Below are 23590 nucleotides of genomic sequence, written 5' to 3' on the forward strand. Positions count from 1 at the left end.
AGTCGCTCACTTGTAATTAATAGATTACTAATTTTCCTATAAAAAAAGCCCTTGCTTTTATGCAAGAGCTTTTAAATTAATTGTCAGTGATGAAATAAACTTTACAACCTAATCTAGGTCGTCCATAAACATCACTGGCTCAGTATCACGGTTAATTCCTTTCTCAAAACCACCAGCCGCAGCCCGTGCGCGACCAGCGTGCCACAAGTGACCAACTAGGAAGAAGAATGCTAGTACGAAGTGAGAAGTCGCCAACCAAGCGCGAGGAGATACGTAGTTGAAGGAGTTAATTTCGGTAGCAACACCACCTACGGAGTTCAAAGAACCCAGAGGAGCGTGTGTCATGTATTCAGCAGCGCGACGAGCTTGCCAAGGCTGAATATCATTCTTGATTTTTTCCAAGTCAAGACCGTTGGGACCACGTAGAGGCTCCAACCAAGGGCCGCGGAAATCCCAGAAACGCATGGTTTCACCACCAAAGATGATTTCACCAGTTGGAGAGCGCATCAGGTATTTACCTAGACCAGTAGGACCTTGGGCAGAACCGACGTTAGCACCCAAACGTTGGTCACGAATCAAGAAGGTCAAAGCCTGAGCTTGAGAAGCTTCTGGACCGGTAGGACCAAAGAATTCGCTTGGATAAACGGTGTTGTTAAACCAAACAAAGATTGAGGCAATGAAGCCCATCAGAGAAAGAGCGCCCAAGCTGTAGGAGAGGTAAGCCTCACCAGACCAGATGGATGCACGACGCGACCAAGCAAAAGGCTTGGTAAGAATGTGGAAAATACCACCAGAAATTAAGATAAAGGCAACCCAGATGTGACCACCGACCACATCTTCTAAGTTATTGACGCTGACAATCCAGCCTTCGCCGCCAAAGGGAGACTTGATTACATAGCCGAAGATAACTGCTGGGTTCAATGTCGGATTGGTAATAATCCGAACATCACCACCACCTGGTGCCCAGGTATCATACAACCCACCAAAGAACATTGCCTTTAACACTAAAAGCAATGCACCGAATCCCAAAATAATCAAATGGAATCCGATGATGTTGGTCATCTTGTTCTTGTCTTTCCAGTCGTAACCAAAGAAAGAAGAATATTCTTCTAAGGTTTCTGGACCGCGAACGGCATGATAGATACCGCCAAAGCCAAGGACGGCTGAGGAAATTAGGTGGAGTACACCGACAACAAAGTAGGGGAAAGTATCGATAACTTCACCACCAGCACCAACACCCCAGCCCTGAGTGGCGAGGTGAGGTAACAGGATCAAGCCCTGCTCGTACATGGGCTTTTCAGGAATGAAGTGAGCGACTTCAAACAAAGTCATCGCTCCAGCCCAAAATACAATCAAACCAGAATGGGCAACGTGAGCACCCAGTAGTTTGCCAGATAGATTGATTAAACGCGCGTTACCAGACCACCAGGCAAACCCGGTGGATTCTTGGTCGCGTCCAGCGCCGCCTAAGATATTTGGTCTATTAGAGAGCGTTACCACGTGGTAATACCTCCTCAGGGAATACAAATTGTTCGTGGGGTTGATCTTGAGGAGCCATCCAAGCGCGGATACCCTCGTTGAGCAAAATGTTTTTGGTATAGAAGGTTTCAAACTCCGGGTCTTCCGCCGCCCGTAATTCTTGGGAGACGAAATCGTAAGCCCGCAGGTTGAGTGCTAAACCGACGATGCCGACGGCACTCATCCACAAGCCTGTAACTGGCACGAACAACATAAAGAAGTGCAACCAGCGCTTGTTAGAGAAAGCAATCCCGAAAATCTGTGACCAGAAACGGTTTGCTGTCACCATTGAGTAGGTTTCTTCCGACTGGGTTGGATTGAAGGCGCGGAAGGTGTTAGCACCATCACCGTCTTCAAACAAGGTATTTTCGACTGTGGCACCGTGAATGGCGCACAGTAGCGCACCACCCAATACACCCGCAACACCCATCATGTGGAAGGGGTTGAGTGTCCAGTTGTGGAACCCTTGCAGGAATAGTAGGAACCGGAAAATTGCAGCCACCCCAAAGCTGGGTGCAAAGAACCAGCTAGATTGTCCCAAGGGGTACATCAGAAATACGCTGACGAATACTGCAATCGGAGCTGAGAAAGCCAGAGCGTTGTAAGGACGTATTCCTACTAAACGGGCAATTTCAAATTGCCGCAACATGAAGCCGATCAAACCGAAGGCTCCGTGTAGGGCAACGAATGGCCACAACCCACCCAGTTGGAACCAACGGGTGAGGTCGCCTTGGGCTTCTGGACCCCACAACAGCAGTAGGGAATGTCCCATGCTGTCGGCGGGGGTGGATACTGCTACTGTTAGGAAATTACAGCCTTCTAAGTAGGAAGAGGCTAATCCGTGGGTGTACCAAGAGGTGACGAAGGTGGTGCCGGTCAGCCAACCGCCTAGTGCTAGGAAGGCGCAGGGGAATAATAGTATCCCTGACCAACCTACGAATACGAAGCGATCGCGCTTGAGCCAGTCGTCTAGAACGTCAAACCACCCTCTACTGGGGGCGCGTCCAACTGCGATGGTCATCGGACTTAAATCCTCTTTTTTTACTAAAATTGCAACGTTTCTAAGGTAGTACGGAAAGCCAATGTAACCGACTGCCGTGAGAAATTAACGTTTTTTTTGACAATCTCAACTGCTTTTAAGTAACTGAGATTCTGAGAGCTTACTGACTAGTTAAGTCATTATTTCTCAGGGTTATGACATTACACGTACCATCGGCTAGTAATCTAGCTTGTGGTAACTTAATGATTCTTAACTTATCACACTACTCAGGGTTTTTGCCTGATACGCAAAAGGAAATGAGCTATGAAACACGAACCTTATAAATAATATGAATATCAGAAATTTTACAATTTGACACAACTTTTCTCAGAAATCTAAAAAAATTTAATGTAGATGGAGGTAGGTAGATCGCTCATTTCAAGAGGTCAAAAAGAGGCAGGGAGAGGGTGGCAGGGAATAAGGGGGGCTGAAGGACAGGGAGAAAGAATTTTGATCGGCCATTGAGTAAAAAAATAGTACAACACTCCCTAAAAAATTATATCGGTAGCAGGAACATAGAAGGGCGCAGTTGAGTTTTTGTCAACGATGTTTGGTAAAATGCGGATAGTCACTTCGCTGCCACGGTCGTTGATACACCTCTGGAAAACCTATGTGAAACGTTAGACAAGGAGAAAGGAAGTTGGCATATCTTGACTAATACAAATAGCCTAAGTGGTTTGTCCCGTAGTACAAGTAAGCCGGCATTATCCGGGACAGTAAAATTTGTAAGGTACAAAGTGAAAAATTTATAGTCTGCGGCAGGGTTCCCGTGGACTTAAAACATAGCTCTCCGTGCCTCCTAAGCAATAGCCGGATTGGCAAAGGAACCCACCACTCTATGCAAGAGCATTCAGTGTGCGAGTATGTGACAGCGAGTATCTCACAGGCAATGGTAGTTCAATGACGACATCAACAACGATTAACAAAGGCGATCGCCTCCTGCACCAAAATGTTCTCGGTTCTCGTCGGTTCAGTAACTACTGGTGGGCAACTATCGTTACCTTGGGAGCAAGCGGCTTTCTATTGGCTGGAATATCCAGTTATTTAAAAGTTAATTTACTCATAGTTTCCGATCCCACTCAACTGGTATTTGTCCCCCAAGGATTAGTAATGGGGTTATATGGTACCGCTGGCTTGCTATTAGCTACATACCTGTGGTTAGTGATTTTATTGGATGTTGGAGGCGGTTACAACGAATTCGATCGGGAAACTGGCGCAATCAAAATCTTCCGCTGGGGGTTTCCTGGTAAAAACCGCCGAATCCAGATTGATAGCCGCATAGAAGATGTCCAATCTGTATTAATAGACATAAAAGAAGGTCTTAACCCCCGTCGCGCCCTCTATCTACGCATTAAAGGACGGCGAGATATACCCTTAACACGGGTTGGACAACCGGTATCTTTAACAGAGTTGGAAACAGAAGGCGCAAAGTTAGCCCGCTTTTTGGGAGTATCACTAGAAGGACTTTAAGAAATTAGGGTAGAGGGTAGAGGTAACAGGGTACAGATTATTCCCTATTACCTGTCGCCTCTCCCCTAATCCCAATGCTCCTCAAAACGATAAGATACTTTGGTTAAATCGGTAACAGGCAATGCGGTTAAAAATTTCACAATTTTTGCTTTCTCTTGTGATTATCAGTGCCTTGATGTTGGGAGGATGTTCAACACAGCAAGTCGCTTCTAATAGCTCTTCTCCAAACTCGACTGCTACCTCGGCTACAACCGAGGCAAGCACCAAGACAACTACTGAAGCAACATCTGTATCTCAAACTATTAGTGAGAGTATTCCTGGAATAACAGATTTACCAAGACTAGAAGGCAAGGCTACTGTGGTAATCACGGTTAAAGGTTCGCCGATTACTATCGAAGTAGATGGCACTGATGCCCCTATTACAGCCGGCAACTTTGTAGATTTAGTGCAAAAGGGTGTGTACGATGGTTTAGCTTTCCATCGAGTTGTACGCGAACCCCAACCCTTTGTAGTTCAAGGGGGCGATCCCAAAAGCAAAGACCCGAAAGTTCCAGCAGATCAACTAGGAACTGGTAGCTATATTGACCCAAAAACGGGAAATGCTCGTTATATACCTTTAGAAGTTAAGCCAAAAGGTTCAGATACTCCGATTTACAATAAACCATTTGATGCTACTGCTCAACCCGTCGTATTGCCCCATAAACAGGGTGCAGTAGCAATGGCGCGATCGCAATCACCAGATTCAGCTTCTGCCCAGTTTTACTTTGCTTTAGCGGATCTAGCTTTTTTAGATGGTAACTACGCCGTGTTTGGCAATGTCACTCAAGGCTTTAATGTAGTAAACAAAATTCAGCAAGGCGATCGCATTGACTCTGCTAAAGTCACTCAAGGTGCTGAAAACTTAAAAACGCCTGGACAGTAGGAGAAAGAGGCAGGGGAGCAGGGGAGCAGGGGGGCAAGGGAAAAACTCTTAACTCTTAACTCCTCACTTTTAACTCCTAACTCCTAAATTGGTCAAAATTGTTGTTACTGGTATTGGTTTAGTTTCTGCCTTGGGTGGAAGCTTAGAAGATAGCTGGCGAAATTTAATCGCTGGTAAATCTGGAATTCGGTTACATCAACCATTTCCAGAACTTACGCCACTTCCTCTAGGTTTGATTAATCAACAACCATCTGAGTTGACAAGGTTAACTCGGATGGTTGTTGCTTCTGCTTTACAAGATTCTGGGTTAGTTACACCTTTAGCTGATTGTGCTGTAGTCATTGGATCGAGTCGCTCTTATCAAGCGTCTTGGGAAATGCTGGCGCGGCAAATGTATAACGCGAATCATTTCCCGATTTCCTCTTTTGGAAATTGGCTAGATACATTACCTCATTTAAATGCGATCGCAGCAGCGCGACAAATTGGTGCATCTGGTATAGTTTTGGCACCAATGACAGCTTGTGCTACTGGAATTTGGTCTATTGCCCAAGCAGCTATGCTTATCCAAACTGGGCAATGTCAACAAGCGATCGCAGGTGCAGTGGAAGCACCGATTACACCTTTAACTTTAGCTGGGTTTCAGCAGATGGGTGCTTTGGCAAAAACTGGGGCTTATCCCTTTGATTTGCACAGAGAAGGCTTAGTCTTGGGCGAAGGCGCAGCTGTGTTTGTCTTAGAATCAGCAGAGTTTGCCAAGCAGCGTCAAGCAAAAGTGTATGGTGAAATTCTCGGTTTCGGCTTAACCAACGACGCATATCATAGTAATTCACCAGAACCCGAAGGGAAAAGTGCGATCGCTGCTATCAAACAATGTCTAGAACGTAGTTGTCTATTACCAGGCGATATCGATTACATTCATGCTCATGGTACAGCTACCCAGCTAAATGACCAGATGGAGAGCATGGTAATCCAATGTTTGTTTCCCCAAGGCGTGGCGGTTAGTTCCACCAAGGGAAGCACAGGTCATACACTAGGCGCATCTGGAGCTTTAGGTGTAGCTTTTTCTCTCATGGCGCTAAAGCATCAAATATTACCGCCTTGTTTAGGATTGCAGCAGCCAGAATTTGATTTAGATATTGTTACAGCCGCACGTCTAAGTAAAATTCGACAGGTATTATGTTTGAGTTTTGGCTTTGGGGGACAGAATGCCGCGATCGCATTAGCCAAGTGAAAACTTGTGGATTTAACTATCTGACCAACATAATATATTAATTTTTATTAAGACTTACACAGTGCGCGCCTTTAAAAAAGGTGATTTTTGAATATTTTTATATATCAGAATATAAAATATAAAACTGTAACAAAAACTACAAAATATTTGTTTTCCCTAAAAAAAAGGATAAGCTTAAGTACAGATGATATCCGGTTCGTAAAGATACCGTGATTAGGAGAAAATTTATGATTTCAAAATCTTCGTTGCTGTCAGAACCTGCTTCTCCAGCGCATATATGCCCCTTTGACCAAGCCTGTAGTTACCTAGAAGCGGCAGCTAAAGAATTAAATTTAAATCAGGGTTTGCTAGAAATTCTCAGCCACCCGCGTAAGGTTGTCACAGTTTCCATTCCCGTGAAGCTAGATGATGGGGAAATCCAAGTTCTCGCGGGACATCGGGTACAGCACTCTGATGTTTTAGGCCCCTACAAGGGCGGAATTCGTTACCATCCGGCTGTGACACTGCGGGAAGTATCTGCTTTAGCAATGCTGATGACCTGGAAATGTGCCTTATTAGGTATTCCTTACGGTGGTGGAAAGGGTGGCATTGCTATAGATCCCAAACGCTACAGTGTTGGCGAATTAGAGCGAATCAGCCGCCGTTATATCAGCGAGTTGATTAAAGATATTGGGCCTTCCGTAGATATTCCTGCGCCAGATATGGGTACTTCTGCCCGTGAGATGGCTTGGATGATGGATACTTACTCGGTAAATGTTGGTCATGCTGTACCAGGAGTTGTAACTGGAAAACCCCTTTCGATTGGTGGTTCTCTGGGACGAGAAATGGCAACCGGACGTGGCACGATGATTATTGTCCGTGAGGCGCTAGCAGATCGAGGTAAATCCTTAGCAGGAGTGCGGGTAGCTATTCAGGGTTTCGGTAACGTCGGCTGTGCCGCAGCAGAATTACTATATGAAGCAGGCGCGAAAATTATCGCCGTTTCAACTGGTGCTGGGGGAATATTCTCTGAAGCTGGTCTTGATATTCCCAAATTAAAAGTCTACGCTGCTGAAAATCGCAAGAGTATTGTGGGTTTCCCGCAATCTGTACCAATTAGCAATGCAGATTTATTAACTTTACCCTGTGATGTCTTAATACCAGCAGCTTTGGAGAACCAAATCACTGAAGAAAATGTCAATCAGGTGCAGGCGCAAATTGTCGCAGAAGCAGCTAACGGCCCGGTTACTCTTGAGGCTAACTTGGCCTTAGAGGCGCGGGGTGTGACAGTGTTACCAGATATTTTGGCGAATGCTGGCGGTGTAGTAGTCAGTTATTTAGAGTGGGTACAGGGTCTTTCTTACGTATTTTGGGATGAGGAGCGCGTCAACCGCGAAATGGAACATTTGATGGTGCAAGCCTATCGCAAGGTGATTCATCAGTCGGAGGTACGGCAAATTTCTTTAAGATTAGCAGCTTACACGCTGGGGGTAGGTAGAGTGGCTCAGGCGTTGACTGACAGAGGTCTTTATCCTTAATATTTGGGTATAGACAGCAGTTTTTAATTGAATAGATAACATATAAGGGCACAACTATAATATTGTGCCCTTATATGTTATGAATAGCCGATGTTTTTGTTAAGCGATCGCTACAACATAACTAGTGGTCTATCGCATTATGACTCGCCAGAAGGTGCAGCAGCGTGGATTAAGTCTGGCTTCTCGTCATTAGGAGGACGCTCAATAGTTTGATCCGATGTGGGATGTTGATGGCGATTGCTAGTTTGGATCTGCACAGGTTTACCCGTCTCAATTGACTGGTAAAGTGCTTGAATAATCGAAACATCAATCAACCCTTCCGTACCTGATGGTTCTGGATCTTTATCTTCGAGAATACAATCAGAGAAGTAGGTAAATTCAGCTGCTAATTGGTCGCGATCCTCAAAGGTACGCTCTTGAGTTTCACCATTAATTGTTAAGTAATGCTTGATTTCGCCCTGCCAAGGATATGCAGGTTCTACTCGTAAATCGCCTTGAGTCCCTACAATCTGATAGGTTGAAACACTTGCTCCTCCAAAGCTACAGGTAAATGTTGCCAAACGCTCATTTGGGAAGCGCAAGATAACGCTAGCCATTTCTTCCACTTCGCTGAAGCGTTGTTCTCCGTTATTGGCAGCTACAGCCAATACTTCAATTGGTTCATCTTGAAAGAGGTAACGTGCAGCATTAATGCAGTAGATGCCAATATCATAGAGCGTGCCACCACCTGTAACATCTCGTAAACGAATATTGCCTTCTTCTACTTGCTGAGTAAAAACTGAGTTGAAAATTCGTGGTTCACCAATTTGCTTTGTACGCAAAATTTCAACTGCTTGTAAATTAGCTTCTTCTAAATGTAAGCGATAGGCAATCATCAGCTTCACATTATTATCATTAGCAGCTTTAATCATTGCCTCACACTCTTCTTCTGTTACTGCCATTGGCTTTTCACATAACACATGAATTGCCTGATTAGCAGCTCGCACAGTGTAGTCGCAATGCAAGTGATTAGGTAACGCAATATAAACTGCATCAATCTCGCCGCTTGCCAAACAGTCCTCATACTCTTCGTAGGAGTAAGTATGCTCAAGACTATACTTTTTACTCAATTCTTCGTTTTTAGTGGGGTCATCTGAAACTAGTGCCACTAATTCTGAGTTTTCAGCCTGGGCAAAGGAAGGTAAGGCAGCTTGTTGGGCAAACCAACCTAAACCAACAACGGCATAACGAATTTTGTTCTTACCATTTGTAGCAGTCATTTTTCTACTCTTTTATGAAGGAAAATTTTGGTAATTTTAATGCCCTAATTACGTGGAAATTATGGCTAACTATTTATGCAAACATTTGAAACAAGTGTATTCCTACATTGCTAATGCAGCTTCTACATTTGATGTCAACTTAGCTTTAATTTCTTGAAACTCTTGTCCCAATTCAGTTAGCTCTCGATCGCTCATACATTCGCGCACAGCATGAAAAATTTCGTTTTCTTCTTCCTTTACATGATGCTCAAGTGTTTCCTTCAATTCACTGATTTTTTCTCTAAATTCAGGGTTATTAGGCTTAAACGACTTAATTTCTTCTAAAATAACTGAAATTTCTTCATGTTCTTCTTCAGCTTTTTCAACATATTTTTCAGTTTCTTCGTATTCTCGCAAAGCTGGGTAGAAGACTAATTCTTCTGTTCTTGCATGTAAGATCAATTCTATATAGATTTGATTGAATTGCTCAACCAACTTTGCACCTTTAGCTTTTTCTGCTTCTGCAAAAAGTTTCTCAACTTGGCGATGTTCTGCTTCAATTAATGAAAGAATGTCTGTTGATTTAGCTTTAGTTTTAGCCATTTTTACCTCAGTAATAATCGATTTATCAGACTGATATTTGGAGGTTAATGAATGGGAACTCGTATATTTTCAATGACTTGGGAAATGAAAACCTCATTCTTTGAGTAAGCTTTAATTTAGACTTAAGGAATATTTTCGGTATTGCACCTTGACTGAAATTCATAACCTCAGCATGATGGATCTTAAGTATGTAGCGTTAGCAACTCAAGGCTACAGCCCAAACCTCAAACACCAGTTGAAGATTCCCACACGGTACACTACTAAACTGCTCCTGCACCTTAGCTAGACTTTTTCGATTTTTGTTGAAACACCAAAGCTGACAGTGAAACTGTTAGTGGTATAAGTCTTGAACACAACTAAGTACAGCTTTGCGTAAAAGCGTAGCGTTTTTAATGCAAGCCGATGCATTAACAAGGCCGCTGATGTATTAACAATGCAAGCCGATGCATTAGCATTGTCGTGTATTAACAATGCAAGCCGATGCATTAGCATTGTTGTGTATTGCCAAATTTAATTCGCTACGAATTAATGAAATGCTGTACTAAGTCTTGCTTGTCTTTGATGTTACAACAGAAGTGACAATCAGTTACTTCTGTTAACTTTGCCTAATGGAGGGGTGCGAGTCACGCTGAGTTGGCGTTTACCCTCAGTCTATCTGACTAAAGAAATTCATCCACACCAAAACCGATTAAAATAAATACGCAACTTGGGCTTCCAATTGCATAGAAGCTCAATTGAAGCTCAATAAAAAAATAGTAGGAGTTTGGCTATTGTATGGTAAAACCAATAATCCAATCAGTAACTCAAAGTTTATACGACCAAGATTATTACCTGTGGCTGAGGACAACTATAAACCAACTTCGCGCTGGACAGTTTTCTGCTGTTGATTTAGATAATTTGTTAGAAGAATTAGAAACTATGGGTAGAAGGGAGAAGCGAACAATTGAAAGTTTATTAATTAAGCTTCTTGAACATTTACTAAAACTCAAGTGTTGGGATAAAGAACGAGAACGTAATCAAGGACATTGGAAAGGAGAAATCAGGACTTTTCGCAGAGAGATTAAAAAAGCTCTGAAAGATAGTCCTAGTCTTAAACCTTACATTTTAGAAATATTTGATGAATGTTATCAGGATGCAAGGATAGAAGCAAGCGATCGCTCTCAACTTGCCATTGACATATTTCCCTCTATACCCATTGGTTCTTTAGAACAAATCTTAGATGAAAACTGGTTTCCTGAATATAACCACAATCATCACGGTAAACCCGATTAAAATGAATACGCAACTTGGGTTTCCATAGGAGTATGCAGACGTGCAGCCGGATTTAATAGGCTTGGAAATTAGTAAGGGTGAACTAAGACGTTTGACTGGGTTCGATCCAGAAGACGTTTTTCGACCCTCTGTTCTGCGAGATGGCAAAAAGCGATTAGGGTTTTTTATCAGTGAAATGCTGGTGACGCTAGCGCTAACGCCAATAATTGTGGGCTTTGTTTACGCGTTTATTATTCTGCCAACTATTGGTTCTTCAGTTCGACTAGGAATTCTTTTACTAATTTTAGTGCCAATGCCGATATTAGTGGGACGATGGCTATGGCGACAATTAACCTGTCCTGAAGGACTGACAATACTTTTAGATGAAGTTGATAAATATCATGACCTGGTTGCTGCCATCGATATTAATGACCAATTGGCAGCATCAGGAAACGTAGAAAGCAGCATCCATGACCGAGATAAAGTAACCTCCGCCTTGCAACTAATTAGAGAAGATTTAGTCCGCGCTCTGAAAACGGAACGAATTTTGCGAGATAATAAAAAATTGCTTGCTAATAACCAAGAGTTATTTGTGAATAATTTAGCGAGTCTGCGAGCTTTACAAGTTAGTAGTCAAGCAGGCGAATACGCTCAACTGTTAAATCAATCATTGCAAATTGCGATCGATGTGCAAGCAGAAATCAGAAAATTGCAGAAAGGCTAATGAGAATGTTTGTAAAAGCGGTTACACGAGAATTTACCTGCCTCCACAGGTTAGAAAACCCTTGATTTTAGATTAGTTCACGGAGGTGGACTTTGCTTATGTAGTAGCGACTTCTAGTCGCCCAAAACTTTCCCAGAAAACAATCGCCCCGTTGACTGAAATGAGCAACAAACCCAAAATAATTGTTCTGGATGATGACCCTACAGGTTCTCAAACAGTCCACAGCTGCTTGCTGCTGATGCATTGGGATGTGGAGACTTTACGCCGTGGGTTGCAGGATGATTCGCCGATTTTCTTTGTGCTGACTAATACTAGAGCGCTAACGCCAGAGTCAGCTGCATCTGTCACCAAAGAAGTTTGCCACAACCTGAAAATCGCTTTGAAGGCTGAAGGAATTGACGATTTTTTAGTTGTCAGCCGTTCTGATTCTACTTTGCGGGGACATTATCCGATTGAAACAGATGCGATCGCCCAAGAACTCGGGCCCTTTGATGCTCATTTTCTCGTACCAGCTTTTTTTGAAGGTGGACGCATCACCCGTGACAGTGTGCATTACTTGATGATTGCTGGCGTACCCACTCCAGTCCATGAAACCGAATTTGCCCGTGATTCAGTCTTCAGCTACCATCACAGTTACTTACCCAAGTACGTCGAAGAAAAGACTCAAGGACGAATTAGGGCCGAAGTTGTAGAAAGGTTTCTCCTCGCCGATATTCGCGCTGGTAGTTTGGAACGATTGTTACAACTTCATGGTAATCAGTGCGCTGTCGTCGATGGTGAAACTCAAGACGATCTCAACCGCTTTGCAGTAGACATATTAGCAGCAGCAAGTCAAGGAAAACGCTTTTTATTTCGCAGTGCAGCAAGTATTTTAACGGCAATAGCCGCTTTACCTCCCCAACCCATTGCCGCCGAAAACATGGCTCAGTACGTGCGCCAAGGCAAACCAGGCGCGGTGATTGTAGGTTCCCATGTGAAAAAGACTACCCAGCAATTAGAGGCGCTGTTGCAACTAGAAGGAACTGTCGGAATCGAAGTGAATGTAGCGCGATTACTTGATGATGCAAATCAATCTGCGGCATTGCTAACTGAAATTCAAGAAAGTACACAAGCGGCAAACAAAGCTGGCAAAACACCAGTGGTTTATACTAGCCGTCAGGAACTGAATTTTAAAGATGTCAAGACACGATTGGAGTTTGGGGAAAAAGTTTCAGGTTTATTGATGGATATTGTACGGAGTTTACCATCTGATATAGGATTTTTAATCAGCAAGGGTGGTATTACATCTAATGATGTTTTGAGTACTGGACTAGCTTTAACTTCAGCCCGTTTACTGGGTCAAATTTTAGCTGGTTGTTCAATGGTGTTAACGCCATCCGATCATCCTCAGTTTCCTGATTTACCTGTGGTGCTGTTTCCAGGTAACGTTGGCGATGCTGATGCCTTGGGGACAGTTTATCAGAGGTTGACCGTGCAAATTTGAGATTTGAGATTTTAGATTAAAGAGTCTTTTGGTTAATGTCGGACTAATATCCCGCTACGCCAACACCCCTTTTCCGTGACACAAATCCAAAATCCAAGTTGCGCTATCAGCGCACCAAAGGTGCGACCCAAAATTTAAAATCTGTTGTCTTTTGGCTAGTACTGCATGACTTCTGATTCTGCGATTCCCAATCTAAAGTCAAATTCTGCACTTCCTAATGCAGAATCAAACTCTATACTTTCCGAGGTAGAGGTAAATTCTACTGTTTCTGATGTAGAGTCAGATTCTATCCTCCCGGATGCTGAGTTAAAATCTGTCCTCCTTTATTTAAAATCAGATACTGTTCTTGGGGATGTAGAGTCAAATCCTGCTGACCCAGATGTAGAGTCAAATACTGATGCCGGATCGGATTTTATCCTAACTGATTTAAATCCCAATGAGTTAGCATTACCAGGGCATCGTGCAAATGATAATACTCAAGTCCAGTTAAGAAGTAAGGAGGGACGACTTTTATTAATTTTGCCCTCGGAATCTCAAGTATCTGCCTCAGAACTCACTTGGTCAGATATTTGGCAACAAATCAGGCAACGTCTGAGTGCAGGCGATCGCTTCCGTGTCTCTAATACACCTGTGCATTTAATGGCACAAGACCGTTTGGTAGATACCAGACAACTCCAAGAACTCGCCGAAGCTTTGAACGATGTCCAACTGCGGCTCATATCTGTCTCGACCAGTCGGCGGCAAACTGCGATCGCTGCCGTGACTTCTGGGTATTCAGTAGAACAATTACAGCCCGTAACTTCCCTGAGTTCCGAGCCAACAGCTACAGCGATCCCCCAAGAAGATGCCCTCTATTTAGAAATGACAGTCCGCTCTGGAGTAGAAATTCGTCATCGTGGGACAGTAATTCTCTTGGGAGATTTAAATCCAGGTGGTATTGTAATTGCAGATGGAGATATTATTATCTGGGGTCGTCTGCGTGGAATCGCTCATGCTGGGGCTGGAGGCAATAGTGAGTGTCTGATTATGGCCTTGCAAATGGAACCAACCCAACTGCGGATCGCAGATGCTGTAGCTAGAGCACCAGAAAAACCGCCAATGCAGTTTTTTCCAGAGGTGGCACATATTACGCCCCAAGGAATTCGTATCGCTAGGGCAACTGATTTTTCCAGAAACCAATTCACCAAGAGCAATTAAGAACCATAAATATTTACTTAAAGAATGAAGTATATAAGTAAAGATGAAATAAAACAAATATTCATGCCTCACCCAGATCGGGGAGAACAGATATTTCTTCATACTTGATACGATACTTCATACTTTATACTGCAATTTACTGTTTTATATTTCCTGAACCCTCATTGACCGCATTTCTATCATGACTCGCATTATTGTGATTACCTCCGGTAAAGGAGGAGTGGGTAAAACCACAGTTTCAGCAAATTTGGGTATGGCTTTAGCCAAAATGGGGCGTCAAGTTGCTTTGGTTGATGCGGATTTTGGTCTGAGAAATTTGGATTTGCTGTTAGGGCTGGAAAACCGCATTGTTTATACTGCGGTAGAAGTCTTAGCCAGAGAATGCCGTTTAGAACAAGCCTTGGTGAAAGATAAGCGCCAACCCAATCTCGTACTCCTGCCGGCAGCCCAAAATCGCTCCAAAGATGCAGTCACACCCGAACAGATGAAGTTATTGGTGAATGCACTAGCGCAAAAATATCAGTATGTGATTATTGATAGCCCTGCCGGGATTGAAAATGGGTTTAAAAATGCGATCGGCCCAGCCAAAGAAGCGTTAATTGTTAGCACACCAGAAATTTCCTCAGTTCGCGATGCGGATCGGGTAGTAGGGTTACTAGAAGCACAAGGTATCAAGCGTGTTCATTTAATAATTAACCGCATCAGACCCGCAATGGTGCAGGCAAATGATATGATGTCAGTGCAAGATGTTCAGGAACTTCTCGCCATTCCCCTCATCGGGGTAATCCCTGACGACGAGCGTGTTATTGTATCTACCAATCGCGGCGAACCCTTAGTGTTAGCAGAAAATCCCTCTTTAGCTGCCACAGCCTTTGAGAACATTGCTCGTAGATTAGAAGGGGAAAGTGTCGAATTTCTGGAGATCGACTCGTCCCAAGACAGCATCTTCGCCCGGATACGAAGGTTGTTCAGGACAAAGATTGTCTAACTTACTTTTCCAGTTTCCGCGCCAGACCTATTCGTAATGATTGAACTTCTAGAAAAACTTTTTTTTCGCGGCCCTGATAGCAGTCGAACTCAAGTTAAACGTCGCCTGCAATTGGTGATTGCTCACGATCGCGCTGATATAGACCCTCAAACGTTGGAAAAAATGCGGAAAGAAATCCTAGATGTAGTCTGTCGCTATGTTGAAGTTGAGACAGAGGGCTTGGAGTTCTCCTTAGAAAGCAACCAACGAACCACAGCTTTAATTGCTAATTTGCCCATCCGCCGAGTCAAAGGTGCGATACCTGAATGGGAAAGAGGTGACAAGTCTCTGTAGTTATAATTTTAAGTATTTTTATTTAGGTTAATAGTTGTAGAGAGATTGCCCAGCCGGAGAGTGGCAGAAGAGCGATATTGTATGATAACAAAACCCCGCTTTATTTTTTTAAAAAGCGTGGTTTTAAATTAATACCGATCTTTACTTAAGCGATGTTATGAGTCAAATTAATCTTGACAATGACATCGTTGTAATCCTTGTCGCCGCCACCAGAGAGATCCTCAAAACCAAAGATATTATCACCTAACATCTTGACATGCTGAGTCTTGTCAGCATTGGCACCCAAGAAAGTGAAGTAAACTGTTGGGTCATTGCTAGAATTGCTGTCTAACAAAGCATTAACTCCACTATCGACAATCAAAAATGGCACATAAATACTGCCGCCTTGAAAGTTGCCATTGTAGTTTCCCGTACCTTGATTACCTACCGATAAGGCAATATCACTCACCCTTTCGTTAATTGCAGCTTGTACATAACCCGCTTGTCCAGGGAGAATGTCTGCTGTGCCATCACCATTAGTATCAATGCCACCATCAGTATCAGTGACTTTATAAAAACCAACAAAGTTGTTGTAAGATGCTTCGCGGTTAACAATGAAAGTCCCACTAATCAAGCTGTCAGTGGCGAAATTCCGCAAATCCAGGGCTTCGCCTTCTGATTTTCCTTGCAAAGATGTACCGATGGGTAATTGTTCATCAGTTTGTTGAATATTCACTTGCAAGTCATCAAAAACGGAATCGCCACGGGAACCATCTTTCCACCCTAAAGTGAAGCCACCTTCGTTTTCGGAAGTGATTTTTTGGGTAGTTGTGTCCGAGAAGATAATGTTACCTTGAGACTTCAAATAAAAGCGTAGTTGTGTACCACCCTGCAAATCGAGGATGCGGCTGAGGTCTTCTGGATTAAAGCCTGTGGGGTTGTTGGCGAGAACTGAGAAGATGATTTTGGCTCTAGAGAGGGCTTTTTCTTGATAACCTGCGGCATCTGGTGCAATGCCGTCAATAGTGCCAAGGCTGTCATCAACACTGAAGACACCGATTTCGTTGACTAATTTGGAACTGTGTCCTTTAATTTTGATTTTAATATTGACTTTGGTGAACTCGCTGGCATCGATTTCAAAGATATCATTGATGCTATTAATTAACTTGATATCAACTACGGGAGTGAGAGGTGTTTCATTAACATCAGTAATCTTGATGGTGAAAGCTTTTTCGTAGGATAAATTAGTTTGATCTGTGATGCGGACACGGATGCTGTAACTAGACTTAGCTTCAAAGTCTGGGGAAGCATTAATTAGCAGTTGATTGCCGTTAATCGTGAAGGAATCATTATCAGTGCTGCCAGTCCCAGAGACTAAGCTGTAGGTAATGGTGTCCTCTGGGTCTGGGTCAACGCCGCTGAAAGTGCCAATGGCGGTATTAGTTGGACTATTTTCTGCAACGATTAGTCCAATGGTGTCAAAGGGAGAGGAAATGTTGATTACACCAGAAGCAAGTTGACTACTGACTAAACTGCTATCTCCTCCATACTCACTATTGCCCCAAGTGACGACAGAACCATCTGATTTCAACGCCGCAAAGCCAAAATCTGTTGAAAAGATACTGGTGACACCAGAGGTAAGTTGACTACTGACTGAACTGCTATCTCCTCCATAGTAATTCTCGCCCCAAGTAACGACAGAACCATCTGATTTCAACGCCGCAAAGGCAGTACGTGTAGAAAAGATATTGGTAACACCAGAGGCAAGTTGACTACTGACTGTACTGCTATCTCCTCCTTTAGTGTTATAGCCCCAAGTAACGACAGAACCATCTGATTTCAACGCTGCAAAGGCAGAATCTGTCGAAAAGATATTGATGACACCAGAGGCAAGTTGACTACTGACTGTACTGCTATCTCCTCCATTGGAAGGAAAACCCCAAGTGACGACAGAACCATCTGATTTCAACGCCGCAAAGGCAGTATCTGTCGAAAAGATATTGGTGACACCAGAGGCAAGTTGACTACTGACTGTACTGCTATCTCCTCCATTGGTACTATAGCCCCAAGTGACGACAGAACCATCTTTTTTCAACGCCGCAAAGGCAGAATCTGCCGAAAAGATATTGGTGACACCAGAAGCAAGTTGTTGGCTACTGACTGGAATGTTAGCTTCTCCATAGTCAATAAGGCCCCAAGTGATGACAGAACCATCTGATTTCAACGCTGCAAAGGCAGAATCTGTCGAAAAGATATTGATGACACCAGAGGCAAGTTGACTACTGACTGTACTGCTATCTCCTCCATTGGAAGGAAAACCCCAAGTGACGACAGAACCATCTGATTTCAACGCCGCAAAGGCAGTATCTGTCGAAAAGATATTGGTGACACCAGAGGCAAGTTGACTACTGACTGTACTGCTATCTCCTCCATTGGTACTATAGCCCCAAGTGACGACAGAACCATCTGATTTCAATGCTGCAAAGGCAATATGTGTAGAAAAGATATTGGTGACACCAGAGGTAAGTTGGCTGCTGACTGCACTGCTATTTCCTCCAAAGCCACTATCGCCCCAAGTGACGACAGAACCATCTTCTTTCAATGCTGCAAAGGCATAATATGTAGAAGAAATGTTGGTGACACCAGAGGCAAGTGGGCCAGTGACTGAACTGCTATCTCCTCCATAAGTACTATTACCCCAAGTAACGACAGAACCATCTTCTTTCAATGCCGCAAAGGCAAAAAGCTGTTTATAGGTATGACCATCTGTGATCCCACTTCTTTGTCCGCTTGGTTCTCGTAATAACTGCGTGTTACTGGTGGAGTTGAGATTAAGGGCTATTGGGGAAGCTAACACACCTGGATATTTTGCTAACCCATTTGCTGTCAAAGGCGGCTTCATTTTCCCTCGGTCTGATTGAATATCCAGTTGCCAGCTTCCGCCTTGAGTTGGTGCGCCAACTTTACCAGCAGGGGCAAATATTTCTGCTTTCGTCAACTGCGCCAATTCGCTAATAAACTCGGCATCTTTGCCGACTTGGCAACTGTAGAGGGCAATTTCGGCAACGTTCCACTGCTGCAATAATTGGGCTTGTTTTTTGATTTCTTGGCGATTGATTGGCAATGCCCCAATTTGCAAGACTCCGGGGGTTCCGTGGGCGACAATGGCTAACCGTTTTGCTTTTGTTTGTGCTATTAAGTTTGTAATCACTACCAGTGCATCGTCTTCGAGTGTGAGAGTATAACCCAAAGCTTTAGGTGACAAGGCAGCATAAAGAATCTCAAGATCCTCAACACGGCTGTCAAAGATTACCAATGCTTCACACTCAATCAATCTTAGTTGTAGCTGTTGATACTTGTAAATTCGATCTAAATTAGAATTATACCCAATACTGAAGTTAGGTTGAGGAGCTAATGATACTGTTGTCATAGTTTGTTTCTATTCCTATAAATTACTGACCAGCTAAAAGCTTGCTTAATTCGATATTTTTGAATGGGGCGCACCAGGTATTTCTATCTTGTTGTTATGAACAATAATTGCAGTTTATTTCTGCCTTCAATTCACTGTATAATTGATAACTCTTTCTCTTAATGGATATCAAATATTATATTATTTATTGAAAGAATAAAGCAAAAGTAAAAAGTTAAAAAGCACTCATAAAAAACTATCAAAAATGGTTACAAGTCCCTAAATTTATGGAACAAAATAAAAACATTTATTTGGAGATGGGTTGTAAAATAAATAATCTGTCCGTGATTATTTTCCCTAAATTTATTTATAAGGATTAAGTAGGTGGGCGTAAATATTTGTTGTTGGGATAAGGCAGGAGGCAGTAGAGAAGAGAATTTTTGCCTCGTTCATTTTTGTTAATATATAGCAATCTGATTTGATTTCTGAATTGATCGTAGGGACTAGGGACTGGGGACTGGGGACTGGGGACTGGGAAGAAGGAATAAAGCTGTACTGAGTTTTTTTCAAAAATCAAATATGAGTCCTATAGTTTGGTTTTATTCTGCCGACCTACTTATCTATTTACTTTTTACTTCTTAAAAAGAGTATTCCGCTAACTTTACTTTTGAAAGTCAGGTTTTGATTCGGTGAAATCGAATAATACCAAATCCACTTTTCTAGAACCTATTTGGAATATATAAAAAAATCCCGTTGTCGTCACTGCTGACAACGGGAGTATGTAGGATTTTTTATAACCTATCGGTAGGCAACTTGTGGGCCAGCCCAAATTTCTGTTACCTTTTTACCAAAAGTAATCGGGCGATCGCTGTCTGTTGTAGTGATAGTCTTACCATCATTAGCAACTTGCATTAGTGGCCAGTTTTCCTCGCCCAGTTCACCTGCACGGAATAATACGCGATCTGGTTGGCTTTTACTCCAGCCTAACAATACGGCAATTTTTTCATGTTCTTCGTCACTCACAGGAGCAACTGTGTTAGCGTGATTTTTTTGCCGATCCCAAATCACTGCACTATCTGTAGAATCACCTGTGTTAAATATACCATCAAACTTGCGTGCTAAGAAGCGATCGCCTTTTTCTGACCAGCTAACTGGAACTAATACCCCAATTTTACCGCTCGGATCGGTTTCTTCTGAAGACTCCGCTTTTGCAGCCTTTACCTTTAATAAAGGATCGCTAACTGGAGTCGTTGAAGCCATCACCCACAATTTCTTAGTGTGCATATCTTGGACAAACATCACGCTGGTGACACGGCTGTTGTACATTTGGGGTTTTACCTCCAGTTGCACCCGACTATAAACAGCATATTTACCATCTGGAGAAATCACAGGTACGCTGCGATAGTGACGCACTCCAGAACCACCATTAGCAGCAACAGCTTCTTGAGTTGCTGTAATCCATTTCCAAGGAATCGGATGAGGACTACCGATGGGATCTATTTGTTCTGCTTGGGACTCATTAGCTGGTTCCACAACAGGTATTTCCGTCATTGTGGTTGATTGAGATTCTCTAATAGCTGGTGCTACTTGAGTTGCTGTCAATGATTCAGTAAAAGATTTTTCTCTAGAGAGATAATTTTCTTGTCTTCTCAAAGACTTGACATTAGCAGCTTTAAGTTTGCGGATTAAATTAAGTTGACTAACAGGAACATCTGTTGATGGTGCGAGTTCAACTGCTGCCAAAGAATCGGGAACAGTTACATCACTTACATCTAAATCGCTGCTTGAGAGATAATTATCTACTTCAGTTGAAGACTCAATTTTATTTGCTGGTAATACTTGCGGTTCCTGAACAGCAGTACTTTGTGTTGGTACAGAGTCAAATTCTTCTGTTATCGATTCGATTTGATCTGTTTTTAATGTTTCAGCTATCTCAGGTTCCCCAACTACAGCTATTTCCTTTGATCCAGAGTCAGATTCTTCAGTTATCGAAGTTAGTTTATGTACTTCGGATCTTACTGGGATCGTGTGAGCCGATGCTCCTAATAAAGGTGCAATCAGTATCACAACGATAACGTAATTGAGAAATGGTTGGGTGCGGAACCATCCTGACAGCAAAAGGGGTTTAAGCATTTGTAGACTCTCTAGAGGGGGCAATTGCTATGTGAGAAGCAATACATCAACAGCAACGAGCAGGTGGTAGTTATATGTATAACAAGAAACTAAAACTAATGACGAAATAATATCTTCAAAGTTTGCAGAGGTTTACAAAAATTAAGTATCATTGTCTACACCTTTTCTTGCTTAGATACGGAATATTTTTTGGCAAAAATATGCGAGTATAGTAAATATGCTGAGAACTCAGTAATTACTACACGATATATAATGTTGCTATACCCAAACACACCAAAAATAAGTCTTGGTTAAAAATATTGAGGATATAGTTTTAGGAATGAGGCTGGCGAACAAGAGTTAGATAACTCAGCTATCGGGGATCGTACTAGCGATCGCTAGTACACAGCAAATAAGCTAGGTTACACACTAAATATAACAGCGCAAACCCTCATGATAGTAAACGTGAGGCGTTAATTAAAAACCTGGGAAAGCGGACGCATAATACATCATACTCAGAATATATTGCTATCAGCAACCCAAAGTTATAAATTGCTATCTAAACTACAGAAGTAGTTAGAAGACGCAATAGTTTTTCGGAAATGTAACTACATTTAAAGTTAATTTCAAGCAGAGGATCGGGAACACAACAAAATTCACTCGGTAGATGCTCTAGCGACTCGCAAAGAAAAACCACTAAGTGATTAGTTTCACTAGAGGCAAATGCGGCTGATACTAGCTGTTACGCTTGTCAACTTAACTATTAAATTAATCAAGCAGCCTTTGGTTTCATGAATACGAAGATATTGTACCACCAAACAGCCAATATTATTTACAGCTAACAACTGTATTTTGCAACTGCGTCCCGAATACAGAAACCTGCTAGATGCAGGCTTAGTGAATTCTGTTTCAACATGCAACTTAAATAGACCTCTTGCAAAAATATATTTTTGCACTCTTAGGGAAAAGGGAAAAGGGTAAAGGGAAAGGATTTTGAGTTTCTTTACCTTTTACCCCGACAAATGCCAAGAAGTCTAATGTTGTCAGTTATGAAGGGCGCACTTACGATTAACTAATGACTCACGACTAAAAACTACTAATTATTAATGAAGATTGTATTTTTTGGTACACCTCAGTTTGCTGTACCCACCTTGGAAAAATTATTGAATCATTCAGAATTTGAGGTGCTGGCGGTTGTCACCCAACCAGACAAACGCCGAGAACGCAGAAATAAACTTACGCCAACACCTGTAAAAGCGATCGCTATTGCTCACAACTTACCAGTATGGCAACCCGAACGGGTGAAAAAAGACAAAGAAACTTTAACTAAACTCAAACAATTAGATGCAGATGTGTTTGTTGTTGTCGCTTATGGACAGATTTTATCGGCAAAAATCTTGAATATGCCAAAATTAGCTTGCATTAATGTGCATGGCTCGATTTTACCCAAATATCGCGGTGCGGCACCGATTCAGTGGTGTTTGTATAACGGAGAGAAAGAAACGGGGATCACCACCATGTTGATGGATGTGGGGATGGATACCGGCGCAATGCTCCAAATAGCCACTACACCGATTGGATTACTGGATAATGCCCAAGATTTAGCCGACAGACTAGCAGAGATTGGTGGGGATTTGTTGATAGAAACTCTGTTAAAGTTGGAACGTAAAGAAATTCAACCAATTCCCCAAGATAATTTAGCAGCTACTTATGCGCCTCTAATTCAAAAACAAGATTATGCTTTGGATTGGTCAAAAAGCGCGCTCCAATTACACAATCAAATCAGAGGCTTTTTCCCTAACTGCACCGCTACCTTTCGTAACAACCTGTTGAAAATCACTGCTTCTGCTCCTCTTGGTTCTGTGAGGGATGTCTCGCGACAAGCCGCTTTGCGTCTACGCGATCTCCCACCAGAATTACAAGAATTAGTGCATAAATTGCCTGATTTGTCAAACGTATCAGATCGACCGGGAGTTGTAGTCAGCATTGTCAAAGGAATTGGTGCGATTATCCAGACTGGGGAAGGTTTATTACTGTTGCGAGAAGTTCAGCTAGCTGGTAAACGTCCCCAGTCTGGATGGGATTTTGTTAATGGTACCCGCTTAACTGTAGGAGAAGTTTTTGGTACGGGAAGCTGACGGGGATGGAAGAGATGGAGGAGAATAACTTTTAACTCCTCACTTTTGTACAGACGCGATTAATCGCGTCTCTCCGAAGACTTTTCATAAAAACGGCAAGATTCGCAAGGGCCATCGGGGTTGACTGCACAGCGAATGAGTTCTGAATGAGCATTGTAGCAGCAGGTGGCATCGCCGACTACCCAACGTCCCGCTACCAAACTTTTCTCAGATGGTCGTTTAGCAGACTGTACATAAATGGCAATATTATGCAAGCGGTAGCGCCCAGCTTGAAGTTTGTATCTATGACGGCGCTCTAAAACCGCGTAAGTTTTACCTTCAAAATCAAGATAGTTTCCGGGTTGGGGTGTCCAATCAAGTTGCACTCTACCGAGGGACTCACGCGGGTGCGTCAGAATCACCTCAGTTGGTAAAGAGTCTGGCTCCATAAGCTTATGT

18 protein-coding genes are annotated in these 23590 nt (G+C 42.8%); 11 read left to right on the forward strand and 7 right to left on the reverse strand.

From position 1 onward, the window contains the following. Window positions 1–108: 108 nt before the first annotated feature. Together psbC and psbD are read right to left on the reverse strand one after the other, a co-directional pair. On the reverse strand, window positions 109–1500 hold the full coding sequence (psbC, locus tag RMY64_RS02460) for a photosystem II reaction center protein CP43 (RefSeq protein ID WP_322671256.1): 1392 nt from the start codon (window positions 1498–1500) through the stop codon (window positions 109–111). Beyond that, window positions 1484–2539 (reverse strand): photosystem II D2 protein (photosystem q(a) protein), encoded by a 1056-nt coding sequence (gene psbD, locus RMY64_RS02465; protein ID WP_322694081.1) that lies wholly within the window; start codon window positions 2537–2539, stop codon window positions 1484–1486. Before psbD ends, psbC begins: the two co-directional genes overlap by 17 nt. Before the next feature lie 918 nt (window positions 2540–3457). Between psbD and RMY64_RS02470 the strand changes: the two genes are divergently transcribed. The 4 genes from RMY64_RS02470 (at window position 3458) to RMY64_RS02485 (ending at window position 7697) form a co-directional block, all read left to right on the forward strand. Next, entirely contained in the window at window positions 3458–4027 is a 570-nt protein-coding gene (locus RMY64_RS02470) for a photosystem I assembly protein Ycf4 (protein WP_322667183.1), read from the forward strand. A gap of 121 nt (window positions 4028–4148) precedes the next feature. Continuing rightward, complete coding sequence (locus RMY64_RS02475) at window positions 4149–4949, forward strand: peptidylprolyl isomerase (RefSeq protein ID WP_322691721.1); 801 nt, start codon at window positions 4149–4151, stop codon at window positions 4947–4949. Between the two features lie 88 nt (window positions 4950–5037). Then, window positions 5038–6180 (forward strand): beta-ketoacyl-ACP synthase, encoded by a 1143-nt coding sequence (locus RMY64_RS02480; RefSeq protein ID WP_322699211.1) that lies wholly within the window; start codon window positions 5038–5040, stop codon window positions 6178–6180. Window positions 6181–6407: 227 nt separating this feature from the next. After that, window positions 6408–7697: a Glu/Leu/Phe/Val dehydrogenase gene (locus RMY64_RS02485; RefSeq protein ID WP_322699212.1), complete on the forward strand. Its 1290-nt coding sequence runs from the start codon at window positions 6408–6410 to the stop codon at window positions 7695–7697. Window positions 7698–7834: 137 nt separating this feature from the next. Here the strand turns inward: RMY64_RS02485 and RMY64_RS02490 are convergent, their stop codons facing one another. Beyond that, window positions 7835–8956, reverse strand: a complete 1122-nt coding sequence (locus RMY64_RS02490; protein ID WP_322699213.1) for a Gfo/Idh/MocA family oxidoreductase — start codon at window positions 8954–8956, stop codon at window positions 7835–7837. Between the two features lie 102 nt (window positions 8957–9058). Further along, window positions 9059–9538 (reverse strand): hemerythrin domain-containing protein, encoded by a 480-nt coding sequence (locus tag RMY64_RS02495; protein ID WP_322699214.1) that lies wholly within the window; start codon window positions 9536–9538, stop codon window positions 9059–9061. A gap of 774 nt (window positions 9539–10312) precedes the next feature. Between RMY64_RS02495 and RMY64_RS02500 the strand changes: the two genes are divergently transcribed. The 6 genes from RMY64_RS02500 to minE all read left to right on the forward strand — a co-directional run bounded on the left by RMY64_RS02500 (window position 10313) and on the right by minE (window position 15514). After that, window positions 10313–10810, forward strand: coding sequence for a DUF29 domain-containing protein (locus tag RMY64_RS02500; protein WP_322699215.1), 498 nt, complete (start codon window positions 10313–10315; stop codon window positions 10808–10810). A gap of 40 nt (window positions 10811–10850) precedes the next feature. Next, a complete protein-coding gene (locus tag RMY64_RS02505; RefSeq protein WP_322674877.1) occupies window positions 10851–11513 on the forward strand; it encodes a hypothetical protein in 663 nt (220 codons plus the stop codon). 160 nt (window positions 11514–11673) lie between these two features. Beyond that, on the forward strand, window positions 11674–12996 hold the full coding sequence (locus RMY64_RS02510; RefSeq protein ID WP_322699216.1) for a four-carbon acid sugar kinase family protein: 1323 nt from the start codon (window positions 11674–11676) through the stop codon (window positions 12994–12996). Between the two features lie 165 nt (window positions 12997–13161). Then, window positions 13162–14193, forward strand: coding sequence for a septum site-determining protein MinC (gene minC, locus RMY64_RS02515; RefSeq protein ID WP_322691725.1), 1032 nt, complete (start codon window positions 13162–13164; stop codon window positions 14191–14193). A 181-nt stretch (window positions 14194–14374) separates the two neighbouring features. Further along, entirely contained in the window at window positions 14375–15181 is an 807-nt protein-coding gene (gene minD / locus RMY64_RS02520) for a septum site-determining protein MinD (protein WP_109012001.1), read from the forward strand. Window positions 15182–15217: 36 nt separating this feature from the next. Beyond that, complete coding sequence (gene minE / locus RMY64_RS02525; RefSeq protein ID WP_322674880.1) at window positions 15218–15514, forward strand: cell division topological specificity factor MinE; 297 nt, start codon at window positions 15218–15220, stop codon at window positions 15512–15514. A 145-nt stretch (window positions 15515–15659) separates the two neighbouring features. On the opposite strand, the gene RMY64_RS02530 is transcribed toward minE, so the two are convergent. Next, on the reverse strand, window positions 15660–18923 hold the full coding sequence (locus tag RMY64_RS02530) for a DUF4347 domain-containing protein (RefSeq protein WP_322699217.1): 3264 nt from the start codon (window positions 18921–18923) through the stop codon (window positions 15660–15662). Between the two features lie 777 nt (window positions 18924–19700). Then, a complete protein-coding gene (locus tag RMY64_RS02535) occupies window positions 19701–21035 on the reverse strand; it encodes a hypothetical protein (protein ID WP_322699218.1) in 1335 nt (444 codons plus the stop codon). Window positions 21036–22120: 1085 nt separating this feature from the next. On the opposite strand from RMY64_RS02535, the gene fmt reads away from it, so the two are divergent. Next, a complete protein-coding gene (fmt, locus tag RMY64_RS02540; RefSeq protein WP_322699219.1) occupies window positions 22121–23152 on the forward strand; it encodes a methionyl-tRNA formyltransferase in 1032 nt (343 codons plus the stop codon). A gap of 59 nt (window positions 23153–23211) precedes the next feature. Here fmt and RMY64_RS02545 read toward each other — a convergent pair whose 3' ends face one another. Further along, the gene (locus tag RMY64_RS02545; protein WP_322674884.1) at window positions 23212–23580 is read right to left on the reverse strand and encodes a DUF6464 family protein; all 369 of its coding nucleotides are present in this window, start codon (window positions 23578–23580) and stop codon (window positions 23212–23214) included. Window positions 23581–23590 lie beyond the last annotated feature (10 nt).

Source organism: Nostoc sp. DedQUE08, assembly GCF_034530895.1.
GTDB lineage: Bacteria > Cyanobacteriota > Cyanobacteriia > Cyanobacteriales > Nostocaceae > Nostoc.